Consider the following 21,179-nt stretch of genomic DNA (forward strand, 5'->3'; position numbering starts at 1 on the left):
CGGCCGCGCGCCGCTGTTTTCCCTATTTGATTTGACAGGACACTCATGCATTCGATCATCCGCAAACTTGCCTTCAGCGCCGCCATCGCGCTGGCCACGCCGCTGGCCTTCGCCGGCGTGCTCACATTCGACGACATCGTCGGTCCCGACGGCTACGCCCACGTGCCCGACAACTACGGTGGACTGGACTGGTCGGCCTCCGGCCTGTCGGTGTTCACCGGCGCGCAGGCGCCGTTCACGCCGCATTCCGGCAACGGCAGGGTCACCACCGACTGGATCGACGGCGGGCCGGTGGCCAGCACCATCCGCTTCCTGGCGCCGACCGTCTTCAACGGCGCCTGGTTCTCGGGGTTCGGCGACAGCAGCGTGCGCTTCGATCTGTACAGTGGAAACCGACTGGTCGCCAGCTCGGCGCTGCTGCAACTGTCGGCCACGCCGGCCTACCTGGCCGCCGGCTGGAACGGCGCGATCGACGCGATCGTCGTATCGAGCGGCTTCCAGGGCTCGTACGTGATGGACGACCTGAGCTTCCAAAGCGCCTCGGCCGTGCCTGAGCCAGGCTCGATGGCGCTGCTGCTGGCCGGATTGGGACTGGTCGGCGCGATGCGGCTGCGCCGCTCCTAACGCGCCAGCCGGAACACCTTCACCGCCTCGGCCAGCTGGTCGGCCTGCGCCTGCAAGGCGCCGGCCGCCGCCGCGGCCTGCTCCACCAGCGCGGCGTTTTGCTGCGTGGTGCTGTCGATGCTGCCGATGGCTTGATTGATCTGCTCGATGCCCAGCTCCTGCTCGCGGCTGGCGGTGGCGATCTCGCCGACGATGGTGCTGACGCGGCTGATGCCGTTGACGATCTGGTCCATCGTGCCGCCGGCCTGGCCGACCAGCACGCCGCCGGCCTCCACCTGCGCGACCGAGGCGTCGATCAGCTGCTTGATTTCCTTGGCGGCCGAATCGGAGCGGTGCGCCAGGCTGCGCACCTCGGAGGCGACCACCGCGAAGCCGCGGCCCTGCTCGCCCGCGCGCGCCGCTTCCACGGCCGCGTTCAACGCCAGGATATTGGTCTGGAAGGCGATGCCCTCGATCACGCCGATGATGTCGACGATCTTTTGCGACGAGGCGTTGATCGCGCCCATCGTTTCGACCACCCGCGTCATGACCGCCCCGCCCTCGCCGGCGACCTTGGCCGCCGACGACGCCAGCTCGTTGGCCTGGCCCGCGTTGTGGGAATTTTGCTTCACCGCCGACGTCAGCTCCTCCATCGACGAGGCCGTCTCCTCGAGCGAGCTGGCCTGCGACTCGGTGCGCGACGACAGGTCCATATTGCCGCTGGCGATTTCGCTCGACGCCAGCGCGATGGCGTCGGTGCCGCCGCGCACCTGGCTGACGATGCCGTGCAGGCTGGTGTTCATGTCGGCCAGCGCGCGCTTGAGCAGGCCCGTCTCCGAGATGTCGGCCGCGTCGAGCGTCATGCTGCCTGATAAATCGCCCTTCGACACGCGCTCCGCGAACCCGACCGCCTCGTTGAGCGGCTGCATGATGGAGCGGGTGATCAGTTGGCCGATCACCAGCGCGACCAACACCGCCAGCAACGAAAACCCGATGATCTGGTAGCGCGAGTTGGCCACCGCGCTGTCGCCGACCTGCTTGGCCGACTCCGAATTCTTCTCGATCAAATCGCTCAAGGCCGACATGCTTTTTTCCAGCGCCCGGAAGCTGTCCATGAAGCCGCCGAACTTGGCCTGCGCCGCGTCCTTGTTGGTCAGCGACAGCTCGACCATCTCCTCGGTGTTCTTCAGGTAGCGCTCGACGTCGGGCCTTACCGTCGCGATCGCGGCGCGCACCTCGGCATCGATGTCGGCCGCCTCCATGTCCTTGATGCCCTTGCGGAACAGCGCCATGTGCTCGGCCAGGTCTTCGCGCACGCCCTTCACTTCGGCCGGATCGTTCTTGTCGGCGGCCAGGCGCGCGGCCAGCACGTCGGCGCGCAGCGCGTCGTGCATCATATCGGCCTGCAACTGATCCTTCATCGCCGCGCTGTTGGTGCTGATGGCGCCGATCGCGCCGTCGAGCACTTGCACCGCGATGTAGCCGACCACGCCAATCAGGCTGACAAAGGCCAGCGTGACCACATTGGATAACAGCAAGCGCTGCCTGATCGTCAACCGCATGATGACCCCTGTTTAAAACTTCATGGAAAGGCCGACCGTCCAGCTCCAGTCCGGCGTGCGGCTGTTGAGTCCGCGCGACAGCGCGGTATCGATTTGTACCGTCTTGCTCAGCAGGTAGGCGGCGCCGACGTCCAGCGTGCTGATGGTGCCGCCGTCGCGCGCGCGGGCGATCTTTTCGTCGGAGTACTCGACAAAGGTGCGCAACCGCTCGGTCCACCCCTTGCCCACCACGATGCCGAAAATGCCGGTGGTATGGCGGTCGCCGTTATCGTTGGGCAGCCATGCCAGGCCCGGCATGACGCCGAGCGACCAGTCGTCGGCGAACTCCCACTCGGCGGCCAGGCGCAGCGAGCCGCCGTTGCCTTGCGCGCGGAACGGCGCCGAGCCGGTGTCGAGGTCGACGTGCGCGAGCACGCCCATCGATGGCGACGCGCCGTTTTCGTCGGCGACATGCCATTTGACGCCGAGCGAGACGTCGCCGTAACCGCTGTCGGTGGCGCGCGCGCCGCTGGCGAGGTCGGTGCTGGTGGCGCGGATGCGGCCGTCCGTTTCAAGGCGCACCTCCCAGTCCTCGCCGACGCCATAGCGCAGCAGGGTCGGTGTCGAGTATGCTTTGTCCTTGATACCGTCGGCCTTGTTGCGATCGACGGCGAAGCTGGTCTCGATCTGAAAGCGGCCCTTGCCGACCACATTGCTCGATTCGACGAAATCCGGCCGGTCGGTGGCGATTTCATCGTCCGCCGCGATGGCAAAGGCGGGCAACATAAACAGTACGGCAACAATATTTTTGATAGCCATGTAGACCCTCCGACGGCAATGTGCTGGTCCCTAACGTATCACATTGATTTAGATCAACGGTTGGTAAATTTCCACACGCATACACTTGAAATATGACTTCAATCGAGCAACTCACTCCCGCTGATTTCGACCATTTCCTCGCCTATTTGAACGACCATCTGTCGGACAACGGCCGCGACGGCACCGGCTATTTCCAGCCGCTGTCGCGCGACGATGCGCGCTTCCCCGCCGACAAGGCGGACGCCTTCAGGGCCGGCCTGCGGATCGACGTCGGCGCGCCCGGCTGGCGCCGCGTCTGGGTGGCGCGCGACGCCGCCGGCGGCATCGCCGGCCACATCGACCTGCGCGGGCATGCCGAGCGCTACGCCGCCCACCGCTGCCTGCTGGGCATGGGCGTCGACCGCGGCCAGCGCAAGGCCGGCCTCGGCGGGCGCCTGATCGCGCATGCGCAGTCGTGGGCACGGGAATCCGCGCGGCTCGAATGGATCGACTTGCAGGTGCTCTCGTCCAACGCCGCCGCCATCAATCTTTACTTGCGCAACGGCTTCCAAAAAACCGGCGAAGTCGACGGCATGTTCCACATCGACGGCCAGCGTTTCTCGTATACGGGCATGAGCAAGCGCCTGGGCTGAGCCGACGGGACGGCGCGCGGGCGGCCCCCAAGATCATCGCCCGCCGCCGCCGCAACACCGTGCTCGCCATCGCCGCGCTGTACTACCGTGGCCAGCTCAACGAGCGCGACGGCGAAGACTTCAGCACCGCCATCGTCGCGGTCAAGCGGCGCAATGCCAGCCTGGGCGAGTTCATCGAACGCTTTACGCGCGTGGTCGAGATGCCGGCCGTGGCGCTGGACCGGCATTTGACCGAGCAGGTGCTGCTGAACGTGGTCAAGAACGCCATGGAGGCGGTGGAGGAAGCGGGCGCCGGCGGCAAGTTCATCGAATTCGCGCTGGTCGACGGCGACGATGGCGTGCGCTTATCGGTGATTGACTCGGGCAATCTGCTGGGCAAGGTGCCGGCGCGGCAGTTGTTCACGCCGTTTTTCACCACCAACAAGGGCGGCCAGGGGATCGGCTTGCTGTTCGTGCGCGAGGTGATGAACCGGCACGGCTTTGCCTATCGGCTGGCGGCCACCGGCGACGGCGCGACGCGCTTCGATATCTGGTTCAAGCCCTGAGCTGCTGAATATCTGGAAACCCCGTACGGCCGATCACGCGACGCCGATCCGCCCCACCTGCCTCGCCGCGTGCGCGACGGCCATCGCGGGTGAGGCCCGCTTCGCCGGCGCGCCGCCGCCATCGACGCGGAACACGCTGACCACCCGCTCCAGGTTGACCGCCTGCTGCTGCAGCGCTTCGGCGGCGGCGGCGGCTTGCTCCACCAGCGCGGCGTTCTGCTGCGTCACGCCGTCCATCTCGATGACGGCCTTGTTGATCTGCTCGATGCCCAGGCTTTGCTCGTCGCCGGCGTTGGCAATATCGGCCATGATGGTGGTCACCCGCCGCACGCTCGCCACCACCTCGTTCATCGTCACCCCGGCCTGCTCGACCTGGCGGCTGCCGATCTCGACCTTTTCAACCGAGTCGCCGATCAGCTGCTTGATTTCCTTGGCCGCCGACGCCGACCGCTGCGCCAGGTTGCGCACCTCCGACGCCACCACCGCGAAGCCCCTGCCCTGCTCGCCGGCGCGGGCCGCTTCGACGGCCGCGTTCAGCGCCAGGATGTTGGTCTGGAAGGCGATGCCGTCGATGACGGCGATAATCTCGACAATCTTGCGCGACGACGCGTTGATCGCGCCCATCGTGCCGACCACCTCCGACACCGCCTGGCCGCCCTGCCGCGCCACCTCGGAGGCGGCGTGCGCCAGCTGGTTGGCCTGGCGCGCGTTGTCGTTGTTCTGGCGCACCGCGCTGGTGAGCTGCTCCATCGACGAGGCGGTTTCCTCCAACGCGCTGGCCTGCTCCTCGGTGCGCGACGACAGGTCCTGGTTGCCGGTGGCGATCTGGGTCGACGCCGTCGCGATGGTCTCGGTGCCGCTGCGCACCTCGGCGACGATGCCGGCCAGCGCCTCGCGCATCAATTTCATCGCATGCAGCATGCTGTGCCCGTCGCCGGCCCGGGTGTCGACCGTCATCGTCAGGTCGCCGGCGGCGATGCGGCCGGCGATCTCGGCCGCGTAAGCCGGTTCGCCGCCCAGCTGCCGCAGCAGCGAACGGCCGATGGTGACGGCCGCGACCACGCCGATCGCGATGGCAAGTCCGGACAGCACCAGCATCAGCATCCAGGCCCGCTGGTAGGATTTGCCGGCCTCGGCGACGTGCTCATGGTTGTCCTGGCGGTGCAGCGCGGCGTAGTCGTCCATGGCGTCCTGCCAACGCTGGGTGGCGGGTCCGGCTTGCGTCATCACCACCGCGGCCGCTTCCTCGTCCTTGTTTTCCAGCGCCAGCGCGAACGCCTTGTCGTTCAGGGGACCGGCGCTTTGGGCCAGCGTGCCGACGCGGCCGCGCGCCGCCGTTTCCGCCGCGCTGGCGGGCATCGCCTCCAAGCGCCCGAACGCCTTGGCATAGTCGGCGCGGGCCTTGTCCGCCTTGACCATCTCGGTGCGGATCGCCTTATCATCGTGCAGCAGCACCACCGAGCGCGACACCCGCGCGACGATGTGCACCGCCTCCGACATGTTCTCCACCAGCTCGCTTTTGACGACGTTCTCGTTGACGATGGTGTCGAGCTTGGCATGAATCGTGCTCATATTAAATACGCCCAGCGCGGCGATCAACAGCAGCAGCACCAGGACCAGACCGAAGCCCAGGCTGAGCCGGGTACCTACTTTCATGCCGTTGAATGCCATGCGCGACTCCTGGAGGTGGCGAAATCTGCACCGATTGTACGCCCGCCGTTGCGCTATCGATGACAAACGATGCAGATGCGCAACAAACCGCTTATGCAAAAAGCGCATAGGCATATAGCTAAATATTCGTTATATGCGCGATAACGGTCTCGTTTATATTAAGAAACGCATATAAAATGACCGACCGCCAGGCATTTTCCACGTCAGGCCGGGGAATGTGTGGTGGCGGATGATCTGTTTAATTTGTGGCAAAGGGTAAGCGATGGCGATGAACGTGGGATTGAATTTGCTGGCGGCGCTGGTGTTGCTGGGTGTGCTCTATGCGCAGCAGCGCAAGCACGCGTCCTTTTCGGTGCGGGTGTTCACCGGCATGGGGCTGGGCATCGTGCTGGGCGCGGCGCTGCAGGCCATCTACGGCGCCGGTTCGGCCGAGCTCAAGGCCACCGGCGACTACCTCGACATCGTCGGCTCGGGCTATGTCAAGCTGCTGCAGATGATCATCATGCCGCTGATCATGGTCTCGATCATTTCCGCCATCCTCAAACTAAAGGGCATGGATTCGCTGAGCAAAATCAGCGCGCTGACCATCGGCACCTTGATGGTCACGACCCTGATCGCCGCCGGCATCGGCATCCTGATGGCCAAGCTGTTCCACCTGACGGCCGTCGGCCTGACCGCCTCGGCGGCCGACATCGCGCGCGGGGTCTACCTGCAAGGCAAGGTCGAAGCGGCGCAGGCGATCTCGCTGCCGAGCATGCTGCTCAGCTTCATTCCCGCCAACCCGTTCCTCGACCTGACCGGCGCGCGCAAGACCTCGACCATCGCGGTGGTCATCTCTGCCGTGTTCATCGGCATCGCCGCCACCGGCATCCATGCCAGGAAGCCGGACATCTTCGCCTCCTTCGACAACTTCATCAAGGTCGCGCACGCCATCGTCATGCGCATCGTCACCCTGGTGCTGCGCTTGACGCCGTATGGCGTGTTCGCGCTGATGGCGCAAGTGGTGTCGACCTCCAGCTACACCGACATCCTGCACCTGATCGACTTCGTGCTGGCCTCGTACAGCGCGCTGTTCTTGATGTTCCTGGTGCATTTGCTGATCGTCACCGGCGCCGGCCTGAACCCGGTGCGCTTCGTCAAGAAGATCCTGCCGGTGCTCACCTTCGCGTTCACCTCGCGCAGCAGCGCCGGCGCCATTCCGATGAGCGTGCAGACGCAAACGCTGCGCCTGGGCACGTCGGAAGGCATCGCCAACTTCGCCGCCTCGTTCGGCGCCACCATCGGCCAGAACGGTTGCGCCGGCATCTACCCGGCCATGCTGGCGGTGATGATCGCCCCGACCGTCGGCATCGACCCGTTCACCATCCACTTCATCCTGCCGCTGCTGGCGATCATCACCATCGGCTCGGTGGGCGTGGCCGGCGTCGGCGGCGGCGCCACGTTCGCCGCGCTGATCGTGCTGTCGTCGATGAACCTGCCGGTCGCGCTGGCCGGACTGCTGATCTCGATCGAACCGCTGATCGACATGGGCCGCACCGCGCTCAACGTCAGCGGCTCGATCACCGCCGGCACGGTCACCAGCCGGGTGCTGGGCGAGACCGACATCGCCGTCTTCAACAGCGACGCCGACCTGCCGATCGACAGCGACAGCGAGCGCAAATCGGCTTGACCGGAAAACGCGGGAACCGCCCGCACGCGGGTGGTGTCTAATTTTTTCCCTGACCTTTTTTTGAAAGGAAAGAATGATGACTTCCCTGCGCAAGAGAACCACCACATCCAGCACAACCAGCACAACCAGCGTGATGCTGGGCGCGGCCCTCGCGGTCGCGCTGCTGGCCGGCTGCAACAAGCGTCCGGCCGACCAGCCGCAAACCCCATCGGCGACACCGGAAAGCACGACGCCGTCGACACCGTCGACCGCGCCCAGTCCCACGCCGCCCCCGACGCCGAGCGCCACTCCAACTCCCGCGCCGGACGCCGCCCCGCCAGGCGCCACCGGCGGCGGTGCGGGCGGCACCGGGGGCAACGCGGGCACCGGTAGTGGCGGCAATGGAACAGGCACGGGCGGGACCGGCAGCGGCGGCAGCGGCGGGACCGGCACCACGCCTCCCGGTCAATAGGACGTAAAAAAGGCCCCCATCGGAGGCCTTTCGTTCGAGAACACTGCAAGCAGTGTTAGGGGAGCGATCCCCCAACCCGCTTAGAACTTGTAGTTGTACGACAGACCGATCAACGACAGGTGCGTATTGTACGTACCGCGCGTGGTTTCGCCATTGCCGGTGCAGGTGCGCGACAAGGTGTTGCACAGGTTCGTGTAATTGACCTGCGCATCCTTGAAGTCGACATAGCTGTAGGCCAGGTCGATCGACGAACGCTGGTCCAGCTTCCAGTTCATGCCCAGCGAATACTGCATGCGATCGCTGTCCGGCAGCGCCGGGTGGCGCAGTTCGGCGTTTTGCACCGGCGACTCGTCGAACGCCACCCCGGCGCGCAAGGTCACGTTTTCGTTGTAGACATAGTTGCCGCCCAGGGCCACGCGCACCGTGTTTTTCCACTGCTGACGGATCACCTCGGCGCCTTCGGTCGTGCCAGGGAACTCGATGTCCAGGTTACCCAGACGGTTGTGGCGCGACCAGGTCACGTCGGCCATGCCGGCCCACTTGGAATCGAACTTGTGAAAGACGTTGGCCGACAAGGTCTCCGGCGTACGCAGCGACACCAGCGCGGCCGAGTTCACGCGGTTCGACGCGGTGGCCAGCACGCCATTGACAACGCGGTCGGTGGTCACGTTCGAGAAGTCCCAAACGGTGCTGCCCTTCATCTTGTGGCTGATCGACGAACGATAGCTCAGGCCGAAGCGGGTATTCTCGTCCAGGGTGAACATATAGCCCAGGTTGAAGCCGAAGCCCCAATCCTTGACTTCGTTCTCGCCACGGCCGTCGCGTGCCGTCGCCAGCAGCGCCGGATTACCGCCCAATGCCGTGATCTGGCGTATCAGCAAGGCGCCTTGCGCGGCGTTGGCCGGCGTGCGCAGCGCGGCGATGGTGCCCGGCACGTCGACGGCCTGGCCCAGTTCGGCCTTCATGTGTTCCGCGTCGATCCCGAAGCCGAACGAGTGCTGCTGGTTGAGCTTGAACGACACCGACGGATTGAGCGTGATCGCTTCGACCAGCACGTCGGTCAGCGCGTAGCGGCCGTTCCAGGTGCTGCCGTAGTTCAGCTTGGCGCCGTACGGCACGAACAGGCCGAGGCCGACCGCCCATTGATCGTTCAACTTCTTGGTCGCGTACAGCGACGGCGCGGTCACGGAATTAGGCGCGTAATCGTTGGCCTCGGTGCCGCCGGTGCGCGAGCCGGTGAAACGGGTCGAGCCGGTATCGGTATAGGTCGAATGCGGCACCACGACGGTGGCGCCGGCGCTGATCTGCGTGCCTTCCAGGCGCGACATGCCGGCCGGGTTGTAGAAAATGGTCGACGGGTCGTTCGCTTCGGCGCCGCTGGCGTCGGCGGTGCCTTGGGCGGACACGCTCTGCGAACCGAAACGGTAGCCGGAAGCGTTGGCGCCGGTTGTCATCAGGCTCAGGGCGGCGGCGATAATCAGGGGAAGATGCTTGCGTTGCATGGTGGAGTCTCTCATTGTAGTCGGCGACTGTGCGCCAGGTTTTTTTCTGGTCCGACAGCAAATCGAACCGATGAGGGTGGATCTGGTGCTGGAAGGCCAGCAGCTTACTACATTTATAAAGTTTACCGAAAGGGGCGTTACTAGAGGGCAAGCACTAATTTTCACCTTGAAACCGAGCACTTGCTCTGCATTCCAGACGTAAAAAAAGGGCTAAAAGCCCTTTTCCCACCTGGGGGTCAAGTCTGACATTCGGACACGAACTGGTCCGGAAAGCGCCGCTACGGCGCAGGCCGTGTCCGAATGTCGGCACTGACCCCGCTTGCTGACCTAAAAAAAGGGCTAAAAGCCCTTTTTCCACCCGGGGGTCAAGTCTGACATTCGGACACGAACTGGTCCGGAAAGCGCCGCTACGGCGCAGGCCGTGTCCGAATGTCGGCACTGACCCCGCTTGCCGACCCCGCTGGTTGAAGCCGAGGCCGTGTCCGAATGTCGGCACTGACCCCGGGGGTTTATTGCTGGTTGAAGCCGAGGCAGTGTCCGAATGTCGGCACTGACCCCGGCGGTTTATTGCGGATCGAAGGCGTTCTTGTTGAGCGATACCGCAGGCGCCACGACGGCCGGCGTGCCGCCGCCGCGCCTGCCCGTGACCTTGTTGACCACCCACATCAGCGAGCGGTAGATGAAGCGGATCATCGTCAGGAACAGCAGCACTTCGATCGCCGTCTGAACGAACGCGACCACCGCACCCCAGGCGCCGAAGCGCACGGTCCAGCGATCCACCCGGCGGTGGTACTTCAGCGCCAGGTTGTCCTTGTTGATCTCGATGCTGTCGTAGAAGGTCGGCACCATCAGCAGGGTCAGCACGGTCGAGGTGATCGTGCCGCCGATGATGGCGATCGCCATCGGACGGTAGAACTCGCCGCCCTCGCCCAACGCCAGCGCGACCGGGAACATGCCGGCGATCAGCGCGAACGTCGTCATCAGGATCGGCCGCAGACGCATGCGGCCGGCGTACATCAGCGCGTCCTCGCGGCTGTAGCCCTCCTCCTCGCGCTTGCGGGCGGCGTCGAGCAGCAGGATGGCGTTCTTCGCCACCAGGCCCATCAGCATGATCACGCCGATCAAGCTCATCAGATTAATCGTGCCGTTGGTCATCAACAGGCCCAATACCACGCCGATCAAGGACAGCGGCAGCGACAGCATGACCGCGATCGGCGCCGTGAACGAACCGAACTGCATCACCAGGATCAGGTACATCAGGCCGATACCGGCCAGCAGCGAGATCATCATCTGGCTGAACACTTCGTTCATGTCCTTGCCGGCGCCGCCCAGCGACAGGCCGTAGCCCGGCGGGAAGTCGATTTCCTTGGCCAGCTTCATGGCGTCGTTGGTCACCTCGCCCGGCGAACGGCCCTGGGCGTTGGCGCTCACCGAGATGATGCGCTTGCCGTCCTTGTGCTTGATCGTCGACGGCCCCTTGCCCATCGTCACGCTGGCGATCTGGTCGAGCGGCACCATCTGGTTGGTGCCGGCCACGCTGATCGGCAGGCGCTCGATGTTCTCGGCGCTGGTGCGGTCCTCCGGCGCCAGGCGCACGGCGACGTCGCGCGATTCGCCCGTCGGGTCGACCCAGTCGCCCACCTCGATGCCGGCGAAGGCCACGCGCAGCGCTTGCGCGGCGTCGCCGGCGGCGATGCCCATCGAGTTCGCCAGGCCACGGTTCAGTTCGATCTGCAGCTCGTCCTTCGGGTCCTGCTCCGACAGGCTGACGTCGACCGCGCCCGGCACCTTGCGCAGGCGGTCCATGTAGGCGTTGGTGATTTCCATCAGCTTGCGCGAGTCGGCGCCGGTGAACTGGATCTCGACCGGCTTGCTGGCGTTGTTGCTCAAGTCTTCCAGCACCGTGAACTCGGCGCCGACCAGCCCGGCCAGCTTCTCGCGCAATTCCTTGGCGATCTCGTTAGCCGAACGCTTGCGCTCGGTCTTCTTGCCGATGTCGACATAGATGCGGCCGCCGGTCGGGTTGACGTAGGCGTTGGTCTGCTTGGTTTCCTTGATGGTGAACGCGACCTTGGCGGCGCGGTCCAGTTTCAGGCGCGAGTACTCCAGGCTGGCCGACGACGGCGCGCGCACGTCGATGGCGATGGTGCCGAAGTCCGACGCCGGCAGGAAGCTAAAGCCGCCCAGCTTGGCCTGCAGCGCCAGCGCGGCCGCGAACGTCAGCACCGCCAGCACGGCCATCGCCTTGCGGTGGTGCAAGGCCCAGGCGATCACGTTGCCGTAGCGGTCGGCCTGGTGGTCGAACCAGTTGTTGAAGCGCTCGAGCACCTTGCCCAGGCCCTTGCGCGGCGCCGTGTGGTGGTCCGGCGGGTCGCCCCAGAAGGCCGACAGCATCGGGTCCAGCGTGAACGAGATCAGCAGCGAGACCGCGACCGAGCACGTCACCGTCAACGCGAACGGACGGAACCACTCGCCGGTGATGCCCGGCATGAAGGCCACCGGAATGAACACGGCCATGATGGAGAACGTCGTGGCGGCCACGGCCATGCCGATTTCGGCCGTGCCGTTGAGCGCGGCGGTGCGGCGGTCGGCGCCCATCTGCATGTGGCGCACGATGTTTTCGCGCACCACGATGGCGTCATCGATCAGCACGCCGATCGCCAGCGACAAGCCCAGTAACGTCATGAAGTTCAGCGTGAAGCCGCACAGCCAGACGCCGATGAAGGCGGCGATCACCGACGTGGGCAGGCTGAGCGCGGTGATCATCGTCGAGCGCCACGAGTTGAGGAAGGCGTACACCACGAAGATGGTCAGGCCGGCGCCGAACACCAGCGCCTCGATCACGTTGTTGAGGCTGTTCTCGGCGTCCTCGCCGCCATCCTCGGTCACCTCCAGCGTCACGCCGGCCGGCAATTCCTTGCGCATTTCCTCGACCATCGCCTTGACCTTGCGCGCCACCGTCACGGTCGACGCGTCCTTCGAGCGGGTGATCGAGATGCCGACGTTGGGCTTGCCCGAGCGCACGCTGAGGGTGCTCATCTCGGCGAAGCCGTCTTCGATGGTCGCCACTTGCGCCAGGCGCACCAGCTCGTCGCCGGTGCGCTTGACCACCACCTGCTGGAAGTCCTCGGGACGCTCGATGCGGCCGACCAGGCGGATGCTCTTCTCGTCGAGGTCGCCCTTGACCTTGCCCACCGGCGCGTTGGTGTTCTGGTTGCGCAAGGCGTTGACGACGTCGCCGACGGAGACGTTGTATTCGCGCAGTTTCTCGGCCTTGAGCAGCACGCTCAACTCGCGCTTGAGCGAACCGTCGATGTTGACCGCGGCCACGCCGTCGATGCCGCGGAAGCGGTCGGCCAGCTTGTCCTCGGCCAGGCGCGAGATGACGGCGTGGCTTTGCACGCTCGACGACAGCGCCAGCTGCATGACCGGCTGGGCCGAGGTGTCGATGCGCTGCAAAATCGGCTCGCGCATCTCGATCGGCAGCTTGTAGCGCACCGACGCGATCGAATTGCGGATCTCGTCGGACGCCTCGATCAGGTTCTTGCTGAAGGCGAACTTGATGAACACGCGCGCCTGGCCCTCGGACGCGGTCGAGTTGACCTCGGTCACGCCGGTGATCGACTGGAACGACTTCTCCAGCCGGTTGATGATCTCGCGCTCGACCGTCTCCGGCGAGGCGCCCGGATACGGAATCATGACGACGATGAACGGCACTTCGACGTCGGGATTCTGGTTGACCCGCAATTTGCTCAGGGCCATCAGCCCCAGGCACATCATGGCGAGGATCAGCACGATCGTCGCGACCGGCCGTTTGATACTGAAATCGGATAAGAACATGGCGCTGATTCCTTATTTTTCTGCCGCGGTGGAGGCCGAGGCCGCGGCGGAGGCGACCGCCTTCGGCGCGCTGAGCACGACTTTCTGGCCATCCTTGAAGCCCGAACCGGGCACGCGCACGATGGTGTCGCCGGCGGCCAGGCCGGACAGCACCTGCCAGCGGCCGCTGCGCTCGTCACGGGTGCCGATGGTCAGCTGCGCCTTGTTCAGGGTGCCGCCTTTGACGCGCCACACATAATTGTTGTCGCCGGCCTGCACCAGCGCCGACGGCGGCACCATCAGCGACGACGACGATTTCGACTCGACCCGGCCCTCGGCGTACAGGCCGGCCACGCGCGGCTGCGCCGATTCGGCGAATTCGACCAGCACCTCGACCTGGCGGGTGACGGCGTTGGCGGCCGGATCGACCCGCTTGATCTTGCCGGTGAAGTTCTGGCCCGGATAACCGTTGACGCGGAACAGCACCGGCTGGCCGACCTTGACCTCGCCGATCTTGTCGGCCGACACCAGGCCCTCGAAGCGCATGCTCGACGGATCGATCACCTTGATCAACTCCTTGCCGACCTGGGCGGTGTCGCCGTTGGACACCTTGCGCTCGCTGACGATGCCGTCGAACGGCGCGCGCACGGTGGTGCGGCTCAGTTGCTGGCGCGCCGCCACCAGGCGCGAACGGGCGGCCGACAGGTCGCTCAGGGCATTGTTGCGGCGGATTTCGGCGTCTTCCAACGCTTGCGTCGAGACCATGCCGGAGGCGCGCAAGGTCGTGTTGCGTTCATGCATGCGCTCGGCCTGGGCCAGCGACTGCTGGGCCGCGCGCGAGGCTTCCTCGGCCGAGGTCAGGCTGTCGCGGATCGAGGTCTCGTCCAGGCGCACCAGCACGTCGCCCTTTTTGACGGTCTCGCCGTTTTCCTTGAGTACTTGAAGTACGACCGCGCCCACTTCGGCGCGCAGGTCGGCGCGGCGCTCGGGCTGGATCGACCCGGTGATCACCGGGCCGGACGCGAGCGAATTCGATTCGATCGCCAGGACATCTTCCTGCGCCATCTGCAACACCACCTCCGGTTCTTTCTTGGCGTCCTTGTCGCCCTTGCCGTCCGCCTTGGCGGTGGCCGAGGCCGCCGCCTCTTTCCCGGGCTCCTTGTCAGACTTGCCGCATGCAACCAAGGCTGCAGCGACGGCGAGAGCGAGTAGGGTTTTGCGCAACATAAAGTTCTCCGAGAAAGTGGACGTGATGCTATTAGTATTTTAGCCAGACTACAGCGCGCAGAGTATCCCCGAGTGGCCCGCAGAGGTCAATCAACGTGCGACGGACGGCAGAATTTGTGGCTGAAATGCCGAATAAGGGGATGAACGGTAGAACCGGCCCGCGAAACCGGGAGGCCGATTAGCGTAGCGCAATCGGCCAGGCAGGCGTCGCGGCGGCGCATACATGGCCGATTTCGGCATTCCGCCCATCCCGCCCCGCGTACCTCCCAGGTGATCACCTGGCCATGAAAGGGATCAGCCGCGGCCGAAGATCGCGTGGATCGCATGCGCGATGGCGACGCCGGTGCACAGGCCGCCGATGATCTCGACCACGGTGTGGCCCATGCGTTCGCGCAGCCAGGTGTGGCCGGCGGCCGCGGCGGCCGGCCGGCTCTCCGCCGACGCCAGTCTATTAATCGCGGCGGCCTGCTTGCCGACGTGCTGGCGCAGGCTGTTGGCGTCGATGACGACGATGAAGCACAAGGCCACGGCCACCCCGAACGCCGGATGCCCGATACCCTCGCGCAACGCGATCAGGGTCGCCATGCTCGACACCACCGCGCTGTGGTTGCTCGGAAAGCCGCCGTTGCCGACCAAATTAAACGCCCATTTGCGCGCCTTGATGCTATTAATTAGAAACTTGATCGGGCCGACGGTGACCCAGGTGATCAGGGGCGTGACGAGGTAAGCGATGTCCATCCGGAATTCCTTTGCATTTTTGTGGCGCAATTATCGCAGATGGGTTCACAGTGGCGGAAGCAACTCAGCTAAAATTCGGTACATCACATCATTTCCATAAAGACAATTATGCGACATTTCGGCATTTCCTTCATCGTCACCTTCATCCTCCTGGGCCTGGCCGGCTGGTGGGGCTTTAACCACGGCGGCAGTTCCGGCCTGCTGCAAGCGTTGTGGATATGCACCGTGCTCGGCATCATGGAAGTGTCGCTATCGTTCGACAACGCCGTGGTCAACGCCTCGGTGCTGCGCCACTGGAACGAATTCTGGCGCAAGCTGTTTCTGACCGTCGGCATCCTGGTGGCCGTGTTCGGCATGCGGCTGGTGTTCCCGCTGCTGATCGTCTCCATGGCCACCGGCCTGGGCTTGATGGACGTGTGGACCATGGCCACCCAGAATCCGGACGAATATTCCCGCTATCTGACCGGCGCGCACGCGCAGGTGGCGGCCTTCGGCGGCGCGTTTCTGTTGCTGGTGTTCCTCAATTTCCTGTTCGACGAGGAAAAAGAGCTGCACTGGCTGGGCTGGATCGAGGCCAAGCTGGGCGAACACGGCACCGAGAGCCTGGCCGTGCTGCTGGCCCTGGCGGCGGTGTTCGGCTGCGTCTACCTGGTGCCGGAGGGTGAAAAGTTGAGCGTGCTGACCGCCGGCGTGGTCGGCGTGCTGGTGTATCTGGCGGTGGGCTGGATCAGCAGCCTGCTGGAGGAAGACCCGCCGGCCGAGGACGGCGACACCACCGAGGCCGGCGTCGGCGCCGTGGTCTCGGCCGTCTCGCGCGGCAGCATCGGCGGTTTCCTGTATCTGGAGGTGCTGGACGCGTCGTTCAGCTTCGACGGCGTGATCGGCGCGTTCGCCATCACCAAGGATGTCGTCATCATCATGCTCGGCCTGGCCATCGGCGCCATGTTCGTGCGTTCGCTAACGGTGTTCCTGGTGCACAAGGGTACGTTGGACGAATACGTCTATCTGGAACACGGCGCGCACTATGCGATCGGCATTCTGGCACTGATCATGCTCGCCAGTGTCAAATATCACATTCCCGAGTGGTTTACGGGCTTGTCCGGGGTGGCGTTCATCGCCGTGTCGCTGTGGTCATCGATCCGTCACAAGCGACTGCACCCCGCGTGATAAGATTGAAAACATTGCGGACCTACCTGGATATCCAACCGGCTTACTTATGACAAAATCATCGCGTATCGTTCTGTATTTCATCGCCCTGGTGGCTGCCACCCTGCTGGTCTTCGTCGCCTATACGTGGGCGATGTTGCATATTTCCTATTCGGATGGCGAACGCGCGGGCTACCTGCAAAAGTTTTCCACCCGTGGCTGGATTTGCAAGACGTGGGAGGGGGAGATCTTGCTGACCTCGATGCCGGGGGCGATACCGGAAAAGTTCGAGTTCAGCGTGCGCGATGAGAACGTGGCCAAGCAATTGACCGACGCCACCGGCAAGCGGGTGATTTTGAGCTATGCGCAGCACAAGGGCGTGCCGACGCAGTGTTTCGGCGAGACCGAGTATTACATCACCAAAGTACAGGTGCAGCCGTAAAACCGGAGCGTGGTTCGCGATGTTTGAACCACGCCTCCCGGTACAATTTTATCAACGTGCGCGCCACACCGGCTGCGCCTGACGCGCTTCCTTGCGGGCGCGCGCCGCGTCCAGGGTCTCGACCGTCGCCCCTTCGGCCGCGTCGATCTTGGCCTCCACCGTCGCCAGCGCCTTCTGCGCCGCGCCATGGCGGCGGGTTTCCAATTCCAGCAACTTGTGCTTGGCGGCCGTCATCGCGGCGGTCGTATCGGCCACTTTGCGCTGCATGTCGGCATGCGCCTTGGCCGTTTCCAGCAACGCCAGCTGGCCCGCCGCCTTGTCCGACGCCGCTTGCGCCGATGCCTGCTCGGCCTGCGCACGCTGCGCCATCGCATCCGCTTCCGCCTGCTCCGCGTCGGCGCGCTGCCCCGCCGCCTCGGCGATCTGGCGCTCGGCCTCGAGGCGGCCCGCGATCGCCTTCGACGCGCGCACTTCCGCCGCCGTCGTCAACCGCTGCTGGGCCAGCTTCTGCTCGATCAGCGCCAGCGACTCGCGCTCGGTTTCAATAAACTCACGCTCGGCCTGCAACAGCGCTTCGGCGGCGGCGGCCTTGTCCTGCTCGATGCGGGCGCGCTCGGCGTGCACCGCGCCCAGTTCCACGGCCAGGCGCGCCTGCGCCGCCAGCGCCTGCGCGGCGGTGGCTTGCTGCGCGGCTTCCAGCGCCACCTGCGCGGCGATCACGCTTGCCGCTTCGGCTTGCTTGTCGGCGGCGGCGGCCAGCCGCTGTTCGGCTTCCTGCTGCTGACGCAGCGCCTCGGTCTGCGCGCGCTCGGCGGCGACGCGATGCTTGGCGGCAGCGCTGGCGCCCTCCTCGGCCGCCAGCTTTTCCTTCAGCGCGGCGATGGCTTGCTGCTCGTCGGCGGCGCGCGCCTGTTCGGCGTGCAGCACCACCTCGGCCTGGTCGGCCTTTTGCTTCGCCAGCGCGTCGGCCTGGCGTTGCGCCTCGACCTGGCGCGCGATCGTGGCCACTTCGGCCTGCCCGGCGGCGTTGACACTGGCGGCCAGCTCGGCGGCCGTGCGCGACAGCGCGGCGCGTTCCTCGGCCAGCGCGGCGGCGCGCTGCTGTTCCTGGGTCTCGACGCGGGCCGCCTCTGCGGCGAGCTCGTCCGCGATCTGGCGCTGCTTGGCTTGCGCCATCGCCAGCGATTCGGCTTCGACCCTGGCGTGGGTGCTCAGCTCGGCTTCCTGCTCGGCCTGCACCCGGGCCAGCGCGACGGCGCGCAGTTGGCTGTCGACTTCGATGCGCGCTTCGGTCGCGGCCATGATGCTGGCGTCGGCGTCGCGGCGCGCCTTGGCGCTGGCGGCGGCCACCATTTCCAGCCGTTCGCGGTGGATGGCGGCGTCGCGGATCTCTTTTTCGGTTTGCAGGCGCAGGTGCAGCGACTGGGCGGCGCTGCGTTCGGATTCGGCCTTGGCCAGGGCGATCTGCTCGCGTTCCTGCTCCAGATGGGCCAGCGCGCGGGCCTCTTCCAGCGCGCGCACTTCGGCGGCGGCGCGGTTGAAGGCCGATTCCAGGGCGATCTGGTCGGCGCGTTCGCGCTGCACGGTCAAGTCCAGCGCTTCGGCCTCGGCCTGGACCAGCATCTGCGCGGTCTGGCGCGCGGCATACGCCTGGCGCTCGCGTTCGCGCGCCATGGTGGCCACGCGGGCGTCGGCGCTGGCGATGCCGACCACTTCATCCTTGGCGGCCTGCACGGCGGCGACGCGCTCGACCGCCTGAATGCGGGCTTGTTCGGTCTGCGCTTGCAGTTCTTCGGCGGCGCGCGCGGCCTGCTCGGCCAGTTCGGACTCGGCGGCGATCTGCTCGAAGGCGCGCTGGCGGCTTTCGTTCTCGGCCTTGGCGCGCGTCTCGGCGGCCAGGCGGATCTGGGTGTCGGCCTCGACGCGGGCGCGCAGTTCGGCGGTTTCCTGCTTGACGGCGTCCAGGCGGGCCACGCTGGCCTGGGCGGCGGCGCGCAACGATTCGAGGCGCTCGCGGTTGGCGGCGATGGCTTCTTCCGAGGCTTGGGCGTTTTGCTGGGCGACGGCGGCGGCGGCGGCGTCGATGGCGGCGCGGTCCTCGGCCAGCGAGCGGGCGCGGGCCTCGGCGTGGGCGCGGTTCTCGGCGGCGCAGGCGGCCTTCGCTTCGGCCTCGACGCGGGCGATGGCTTCCTGGATGGCCTTCATTTCCATCGCCGCGCGCGGGGTCGGCTCCTTGTTGGCCGGCTCATCCGGGTCATGCAAGACAACGGTGGGAACGGTATCGGCGGAAAAAGCCACGCCCAATTGGACGTCTTCGATTGCGCTTTCGCGTTGAGCCAGTTCTGCTTGCATGAGGTTTCTCGCTAGAGGTGCGTCCCGGCACACGACGGGACTTCTGAGCTCTCATTATCAAACAGCGAACATGCGGGCCGAACCGCAAGCAGAGGGGGGAAAACCCGCTTATTCCGGTTTAACCCGGACCGCTATCAAACCGGCAACGGCGGTTCCTCCATCAACGCGACCTGCTCGCGCAATTCGAGGATGCGGTCTTGCCAGTAACGTTGTGTATTAAACCACGGGAATGCCGCCGGGAAGGCCGGGTCGTCCCAGCGACGCGCCAGCCACGCCGAATAGTGAATCAGCCGCAACGTGCGCAACGCCTCGACCAGGTGCAGCTGGCGCGGGTTGAATTCGCAGAAATCCTCGTAGCCGGCCAGGATGTCGGACATCTGGCGCACCTGCTCGGCCCGGTCGCCGGACAACATCATCCACAAATCCTGGATCGCCGGCCCCATGCGGCTGTCGTCGAAGTCGACGAAGTGCGGCCCGGCATCGGTCCACAGGACGTTGCCGCCATGGCAATCACCATGCAGGCGCAGCTGCGGCAACGCCCCCGCCCGGTCGTACGAGCGGCGCACGCCGTCGAGCGCCTGCTGCGAGACGCTGGCATACGCCTCCTGCAAATCGACCGGAATGAATTGATTGGTCTGCAAGAAATCGCACGGCTCGGTGCCAAAGGTGGCGATGTCGAGCGCCGGCCGCTGCAGATACGGCTTGACCGCGCCGACCGCGTGGATGCGGGCGATGAAGCGCCCGGTCCACTCCAGCACCGACGGATCGCTCAGCTCCGGCGCGCGGCCGCCGTGGCGGGTGAAGACGGCAAAGCGGAAGCCGTTGAAATGATGCAGGGTGCGGCCGTCCAGCGCCAGCGCCGGCACCACCGGAATCTCGCGCGCGGTCAATTCCTCGGTGAACGCATGCTCCTCGAGGATGGCGGCGTCGCTCCAGCGTCCCGGACGATAGAACTTGACCACCAGCGGCAGCGAATCCTCGATGCCGACCTGGTACACGCGGTTTTCGTAGCTGTTGAGCGCCAGCAGGCGGCCGTCGCCGCGCAGGCCGATGCTGTCGAGCGCGTCGAGCACGCATTCGGGATTGAGCGCGGAATACGGATGCGGCACGTGCGCCGGCGCGGCGGCGTCGGCATCGGCGAAGTCGCCGCTGTCGCCGCCCTGCGGTCCGGCCATGGCGGCGGCCAGCGCGGCGGCGCGGGCGTCTTCTTCTTCGTCGTCGATCTGATCTTGGTTATGTTGGTCCATCCCCGCATTGTACGGGGCGCGGCGTGTATACTGTGGCCTTCAATCCAAGAAAAAGAGCAAGCCATGCAACTCGACCAGCCACTGAGCGACAAAGAATTCGACGAATTAGACAATTTCCTGCTATCGGAGCGCAGCCCCGAAGACGCGATGACGATGGACATGCTGCACGGTTACCTGACCGCCATCGCCATCGGCCCGGAAACCATCATGCCGGCCGAGTGGCTCAAGCGCGTGTGGGGCCAGGAGGAAGCGGACGTCCCGAAATTCAAGAACCCGAAGGAAGAGGAACGCATCCTCAACCTGATCATGCGCTTCATGAACGAAGTGCTGGTGACGTTCGAAGTGGCGCCGAAGGAATTCGAGCCGCTGTTCGTCGAGCACGAGCACGAAGGCCAGACCCTGATCGACGCCGAGGCATGGTGCTGGGGCTTCTGGGAAGGCATGGAGTTGCGCCCGGGTTCGTGGCAAGAGATCTGGGATTCGGACGTGCAGGAACTGATGAAGCCGATCTACCTGCTGGGCGCCGACGAGATCGAGGAAGAAGAACTGCCGCTGGTCGAGGATCCGGTCAAGGCCCACAAGCTGGCCCAGGACCTGGAGGCGAACCTGCCGCTGATCTACAAGTTCTGGGTGCCGCGCCGCAAGGCCCCGGTGGCCACCGTCAAGCGCGACGAGCCCAAGGTCGGCCGCAACGACGACTGCCCTTGCGGCAGCGGCAAGAAGTACAAGAAGTGCCACGGCGACGAAGCCGCCAACGACGCGGCCGAATAAGCCG

At 65.5% G+C, this 21,179-nt stretch carries 17 protein-coding genes; 8 read left to right on the forward strand and 9 right to left on the reverse strand.

All coding sequences use genetic code 11. From position 1 onward, the window contains the following. Positions 1-45 precede the first annotated feature (45 nt). Positions 46-624: a PEP-CTERM sorting domain-containing protein gene (locus BMX85_RS28435; protein WP_090327412.1), complete on the forward strand. Its 579-nt coding sequence runs from the start codon at positions 46-48 to the stop codon at positions 622-624. On the opposite strand, the gene BMX85_RS31480 is transcribed toward BMX85_RS28435, so the two are convergent. Together BMX85_RS31480 and BMX85_RS28445 are read right to left on the reverse strand one after the other, a co-directional pair. Further along, positions 621-2,165 (reverse strand): methyl-accepting chemotaxis protein, encoded by a 1,545-nt coding sequence (locus BMX85_RS31480; protein WP_304529063.1) that lies wholly within the window; start codon positions 2,163-2,165, stop codon positions 621-623. The two genes, BMX85_RS28435 and BMX85_RS31480, sit on opposite strands and share 4 nt — an antisense overlap. Before the next feature lie 12 nt (positions 2,166-2,177). Further along, complete coding sequence (locus BMX85_RS28445) at positions 2,178-2,963, reverse strand: transporter (RefSeq protein ID WP_229210710.1); 786 nt, start codon at positions 2,961-2,963, stop codon at positions 2,178-2,180. 92 nt (positions 2,964-3,055) lie between these two features. Here BMX85_RS28445 and BMX85_RS28450 point away from each other — a divergent pair, with 92 nt between their 5' ends. Both BMX85_RS28450 and BMX85_RS28455 read left to right on the forward strand, forming a co-directional pair. After that, positions 3,056-3,595 carry a GNAT family N-acetyltransferase gene (locus BMX85_RS28450; protein WP_090327421.1) on the forward strand — a complete coding sequence of 180 codons (540 nt, stop codon included), beginning with the start codon at positions 3,056-3,058 and terminating at the stop codon, positions 3,593-3,595. A gap of 59 nt (positions 3,596-3,654) precedes the next feature. Further along, positions 3,655-4,140 carry an ATP-binding protein gene (locus tag BMX85_RS28455; protein WP_229210711.1) on the forward strand — a complete coding sequence of 162 codons (486 nt, stop codon included), beginning with the start codon at positions 3,655-3,657 and terminating at the stop codon, positions 4,138-4,140. A 33-nt stretch (positions 4,141-4,173) separates the two neighbouring features. Here the strand turns inward: BMX85_RS28455 and BMX85_RS28460 are convergent, their stop codons facing one another. Continuing rightward, positions 4,174-5,811, reverse strand: a complete 1,638-nt coding sequence (locus tag BMX85_RS28460; RefSeq protein WP_229210712.1) for a methyl-accepting chemotaxis protein — start codon at positions 5,809-5,811, stop codon at positions 4,174-4,176. Between the two features lie 262 nt (positions 5,812-6,073). Between BMX85_RS28460 and BMX85_RS28465 the strand changes: the two genes are divergently transcribed. Then, positions 6,074-7,480: an L-cystine transporter gene (locus BMX85_RS28465; RefSeq protein ID WP_090327426.1), complete on the forward strand. Its 1,407-nt coding sequence runs from the start codon at positions 6,074-6,076 to the stop codon at positions 7,478-7,480. 73 nt (positions 7,481-7,553) lie between these two features. Beyond that, a complete protein-coding gene (locus BMX85_RS30695; protein ID WP_177196903.1) occupies positions 7,554-7,931 on the forward strand; it encodes a hypothetical protein in 378 nt (125 codons plus the stop codon). Positions 7,932-8,011: 80 nt separating this feature from the next. On the opposite strand, the gene BMX85_RS28475 is transcribed toward BMX85_RS30695, so the two are convergent. The 4 genes from BMX85_RS28475 to BMX85_RS28490 all read right to left on the reverse strand — a co-directional run bounded on the left by BMX85_RS28475 (position 8,012) and on the right by BMX85_RS28490 (position 15,217). Beyond that, positions 8,012-9,433: an OmpP1/FadL family transporter gene (locus BMX85_RS28475; RefSeq protein WP_090327431.1), complete on the reverse strand. Its 1,422-nt coding sequence runs from the start codon at positions 9,431-9,433 to the stop codon at positions 8,012-8,014. A gap of 564 nt (positions 9,434-9,997) precedes the next feature. Further along, positions 9,998-13,273 (reverse strand): efflux RND transporter permease subunit, encoded by a 3,276-nt coding sequence (locus tag BMX85_RS28480; protein ID WP_090327435.1) that lies wholly within the window; start codon positions 13,271-13,273, stop codon positions 9,998-10,000. A gap of 12 nt (positions 13,274-13,285) precedes the next feature. Beyond that, positions 13,286-14,479 carry an efflux RND transporter periplasmic adaptor subunit gene (locus BMX85_RS28485; RefSeq protein WP_090327440.1) on the reverse strand — a complete coding sequence of 398 codons (1,194 nt, stop codon included), beginning with the start codon at positions 14,477-14,479 and terminating at the stop codon, positions 13,286-13,288. A gap of 294 nt (positions 14,480-14,773) precedes the next feature. Next, positions 14,774-15,217 carry a divergent PAP2 family protein gene (locus tag BMX85_RS28490; RefSeq protein ID WP_090327444.1) on the reverse strand — a complete coding sequence of 148 codons (444 nt, stop codon included), beginning with the start codon at positions 15,215-15,217 and terminating at the stop codon, positions 14,774-14,776. 108 nt (positions 15,218-15,325) lie between these two features. On the opposite strand from BMX85_RS28490, the gene BMX85_RS28495 reads away from it, so the two are divergent. Together BMX85_RS28495 and BMX85_RS28500 are read left to right on the forward strand one after the other, a co-directional pair. Continuing rightward, entirely contained in the window at positions 15,326-16,384 is a 1,059-nt protein-coding gene (locus tag BMX85_RS28495) for a DUF475 domain-containing protein (protein ID WP_090327452.1), read from the forward strand. A 49-nt stretch (positions 16,385-16,433) separates the two neighbouring features. Next, positions 16,434-16,805, forward strand: coding sequence for a hypothetical protein (locus BMX85_RS28500; RefSeq protein WP_090327459.1), 372 nt, complete (start codon positions 16,434-16,436; stop codon positions 16,803-16,805). Positions 16,806-16,856: 51 nt separating this feature from the next. Here BMX85_RS28500 and BMX85_RS28505 read toward each other — a convergent pair whose 3' ends face one another. Both BMX85_RS28505 and BMX85_RS28510 read right to left on the reverse strand, forming a co-directional pair. After that, positions 16,857-19,157 carry a coiled-coil domain-containing protein gene (locus BMX85_RS28505; protein WP_090327465.1) on the reverse strand — a complete coding sequence of 767 codons (2,301 nt, stop codon included), beginning with the start codon at positions 19,155-19,157 and terminating at the stop codon, positions 16,857-16,859. Between the two features lie 134 nt (positions 19,158-19,291). Next, entirely contained in the window at positions 19,292-20,404 is a 1,113-nt protein-coding gene (locus tag BMX85_RS28510) for a serine/threonine protein kinase (RefSeq protein ID WP_090327469.1), read from the reverse strand. A gap of 63 nt (positions 20,405-20,467) precedes the next feature. On the opposite strand from BMX85_RS28510, the gene BMX85_RS28515 reads away from it, so the two are divergent. Then, positions 20,468-21,175 carry a UPF0149 family protein gene (locus BMX85_RS28515; RefSeq protein WP_090327473.1) on the forward strand — a complete coding sequence of 236 codons (708 nt, stop codon included), beginning with the start codon at positions 20,468-20,470 and terminating at the stop codon, positions 21,173-21,175. The last annotated feature ends 4 nt before the right edge of the window (positions 21,176-21,179 follow it).

Origin of the sequence: Duganella sp. CF517, from assembly GCF_900110275.1 — a bacterium.
In the GTDB taxonomy this organism is placed as follows: Bacteria; Pseudomonadota; Gammaproteobacteria; order Burkholderiales; family Burkholderiaceae_D; genus Rugamonas.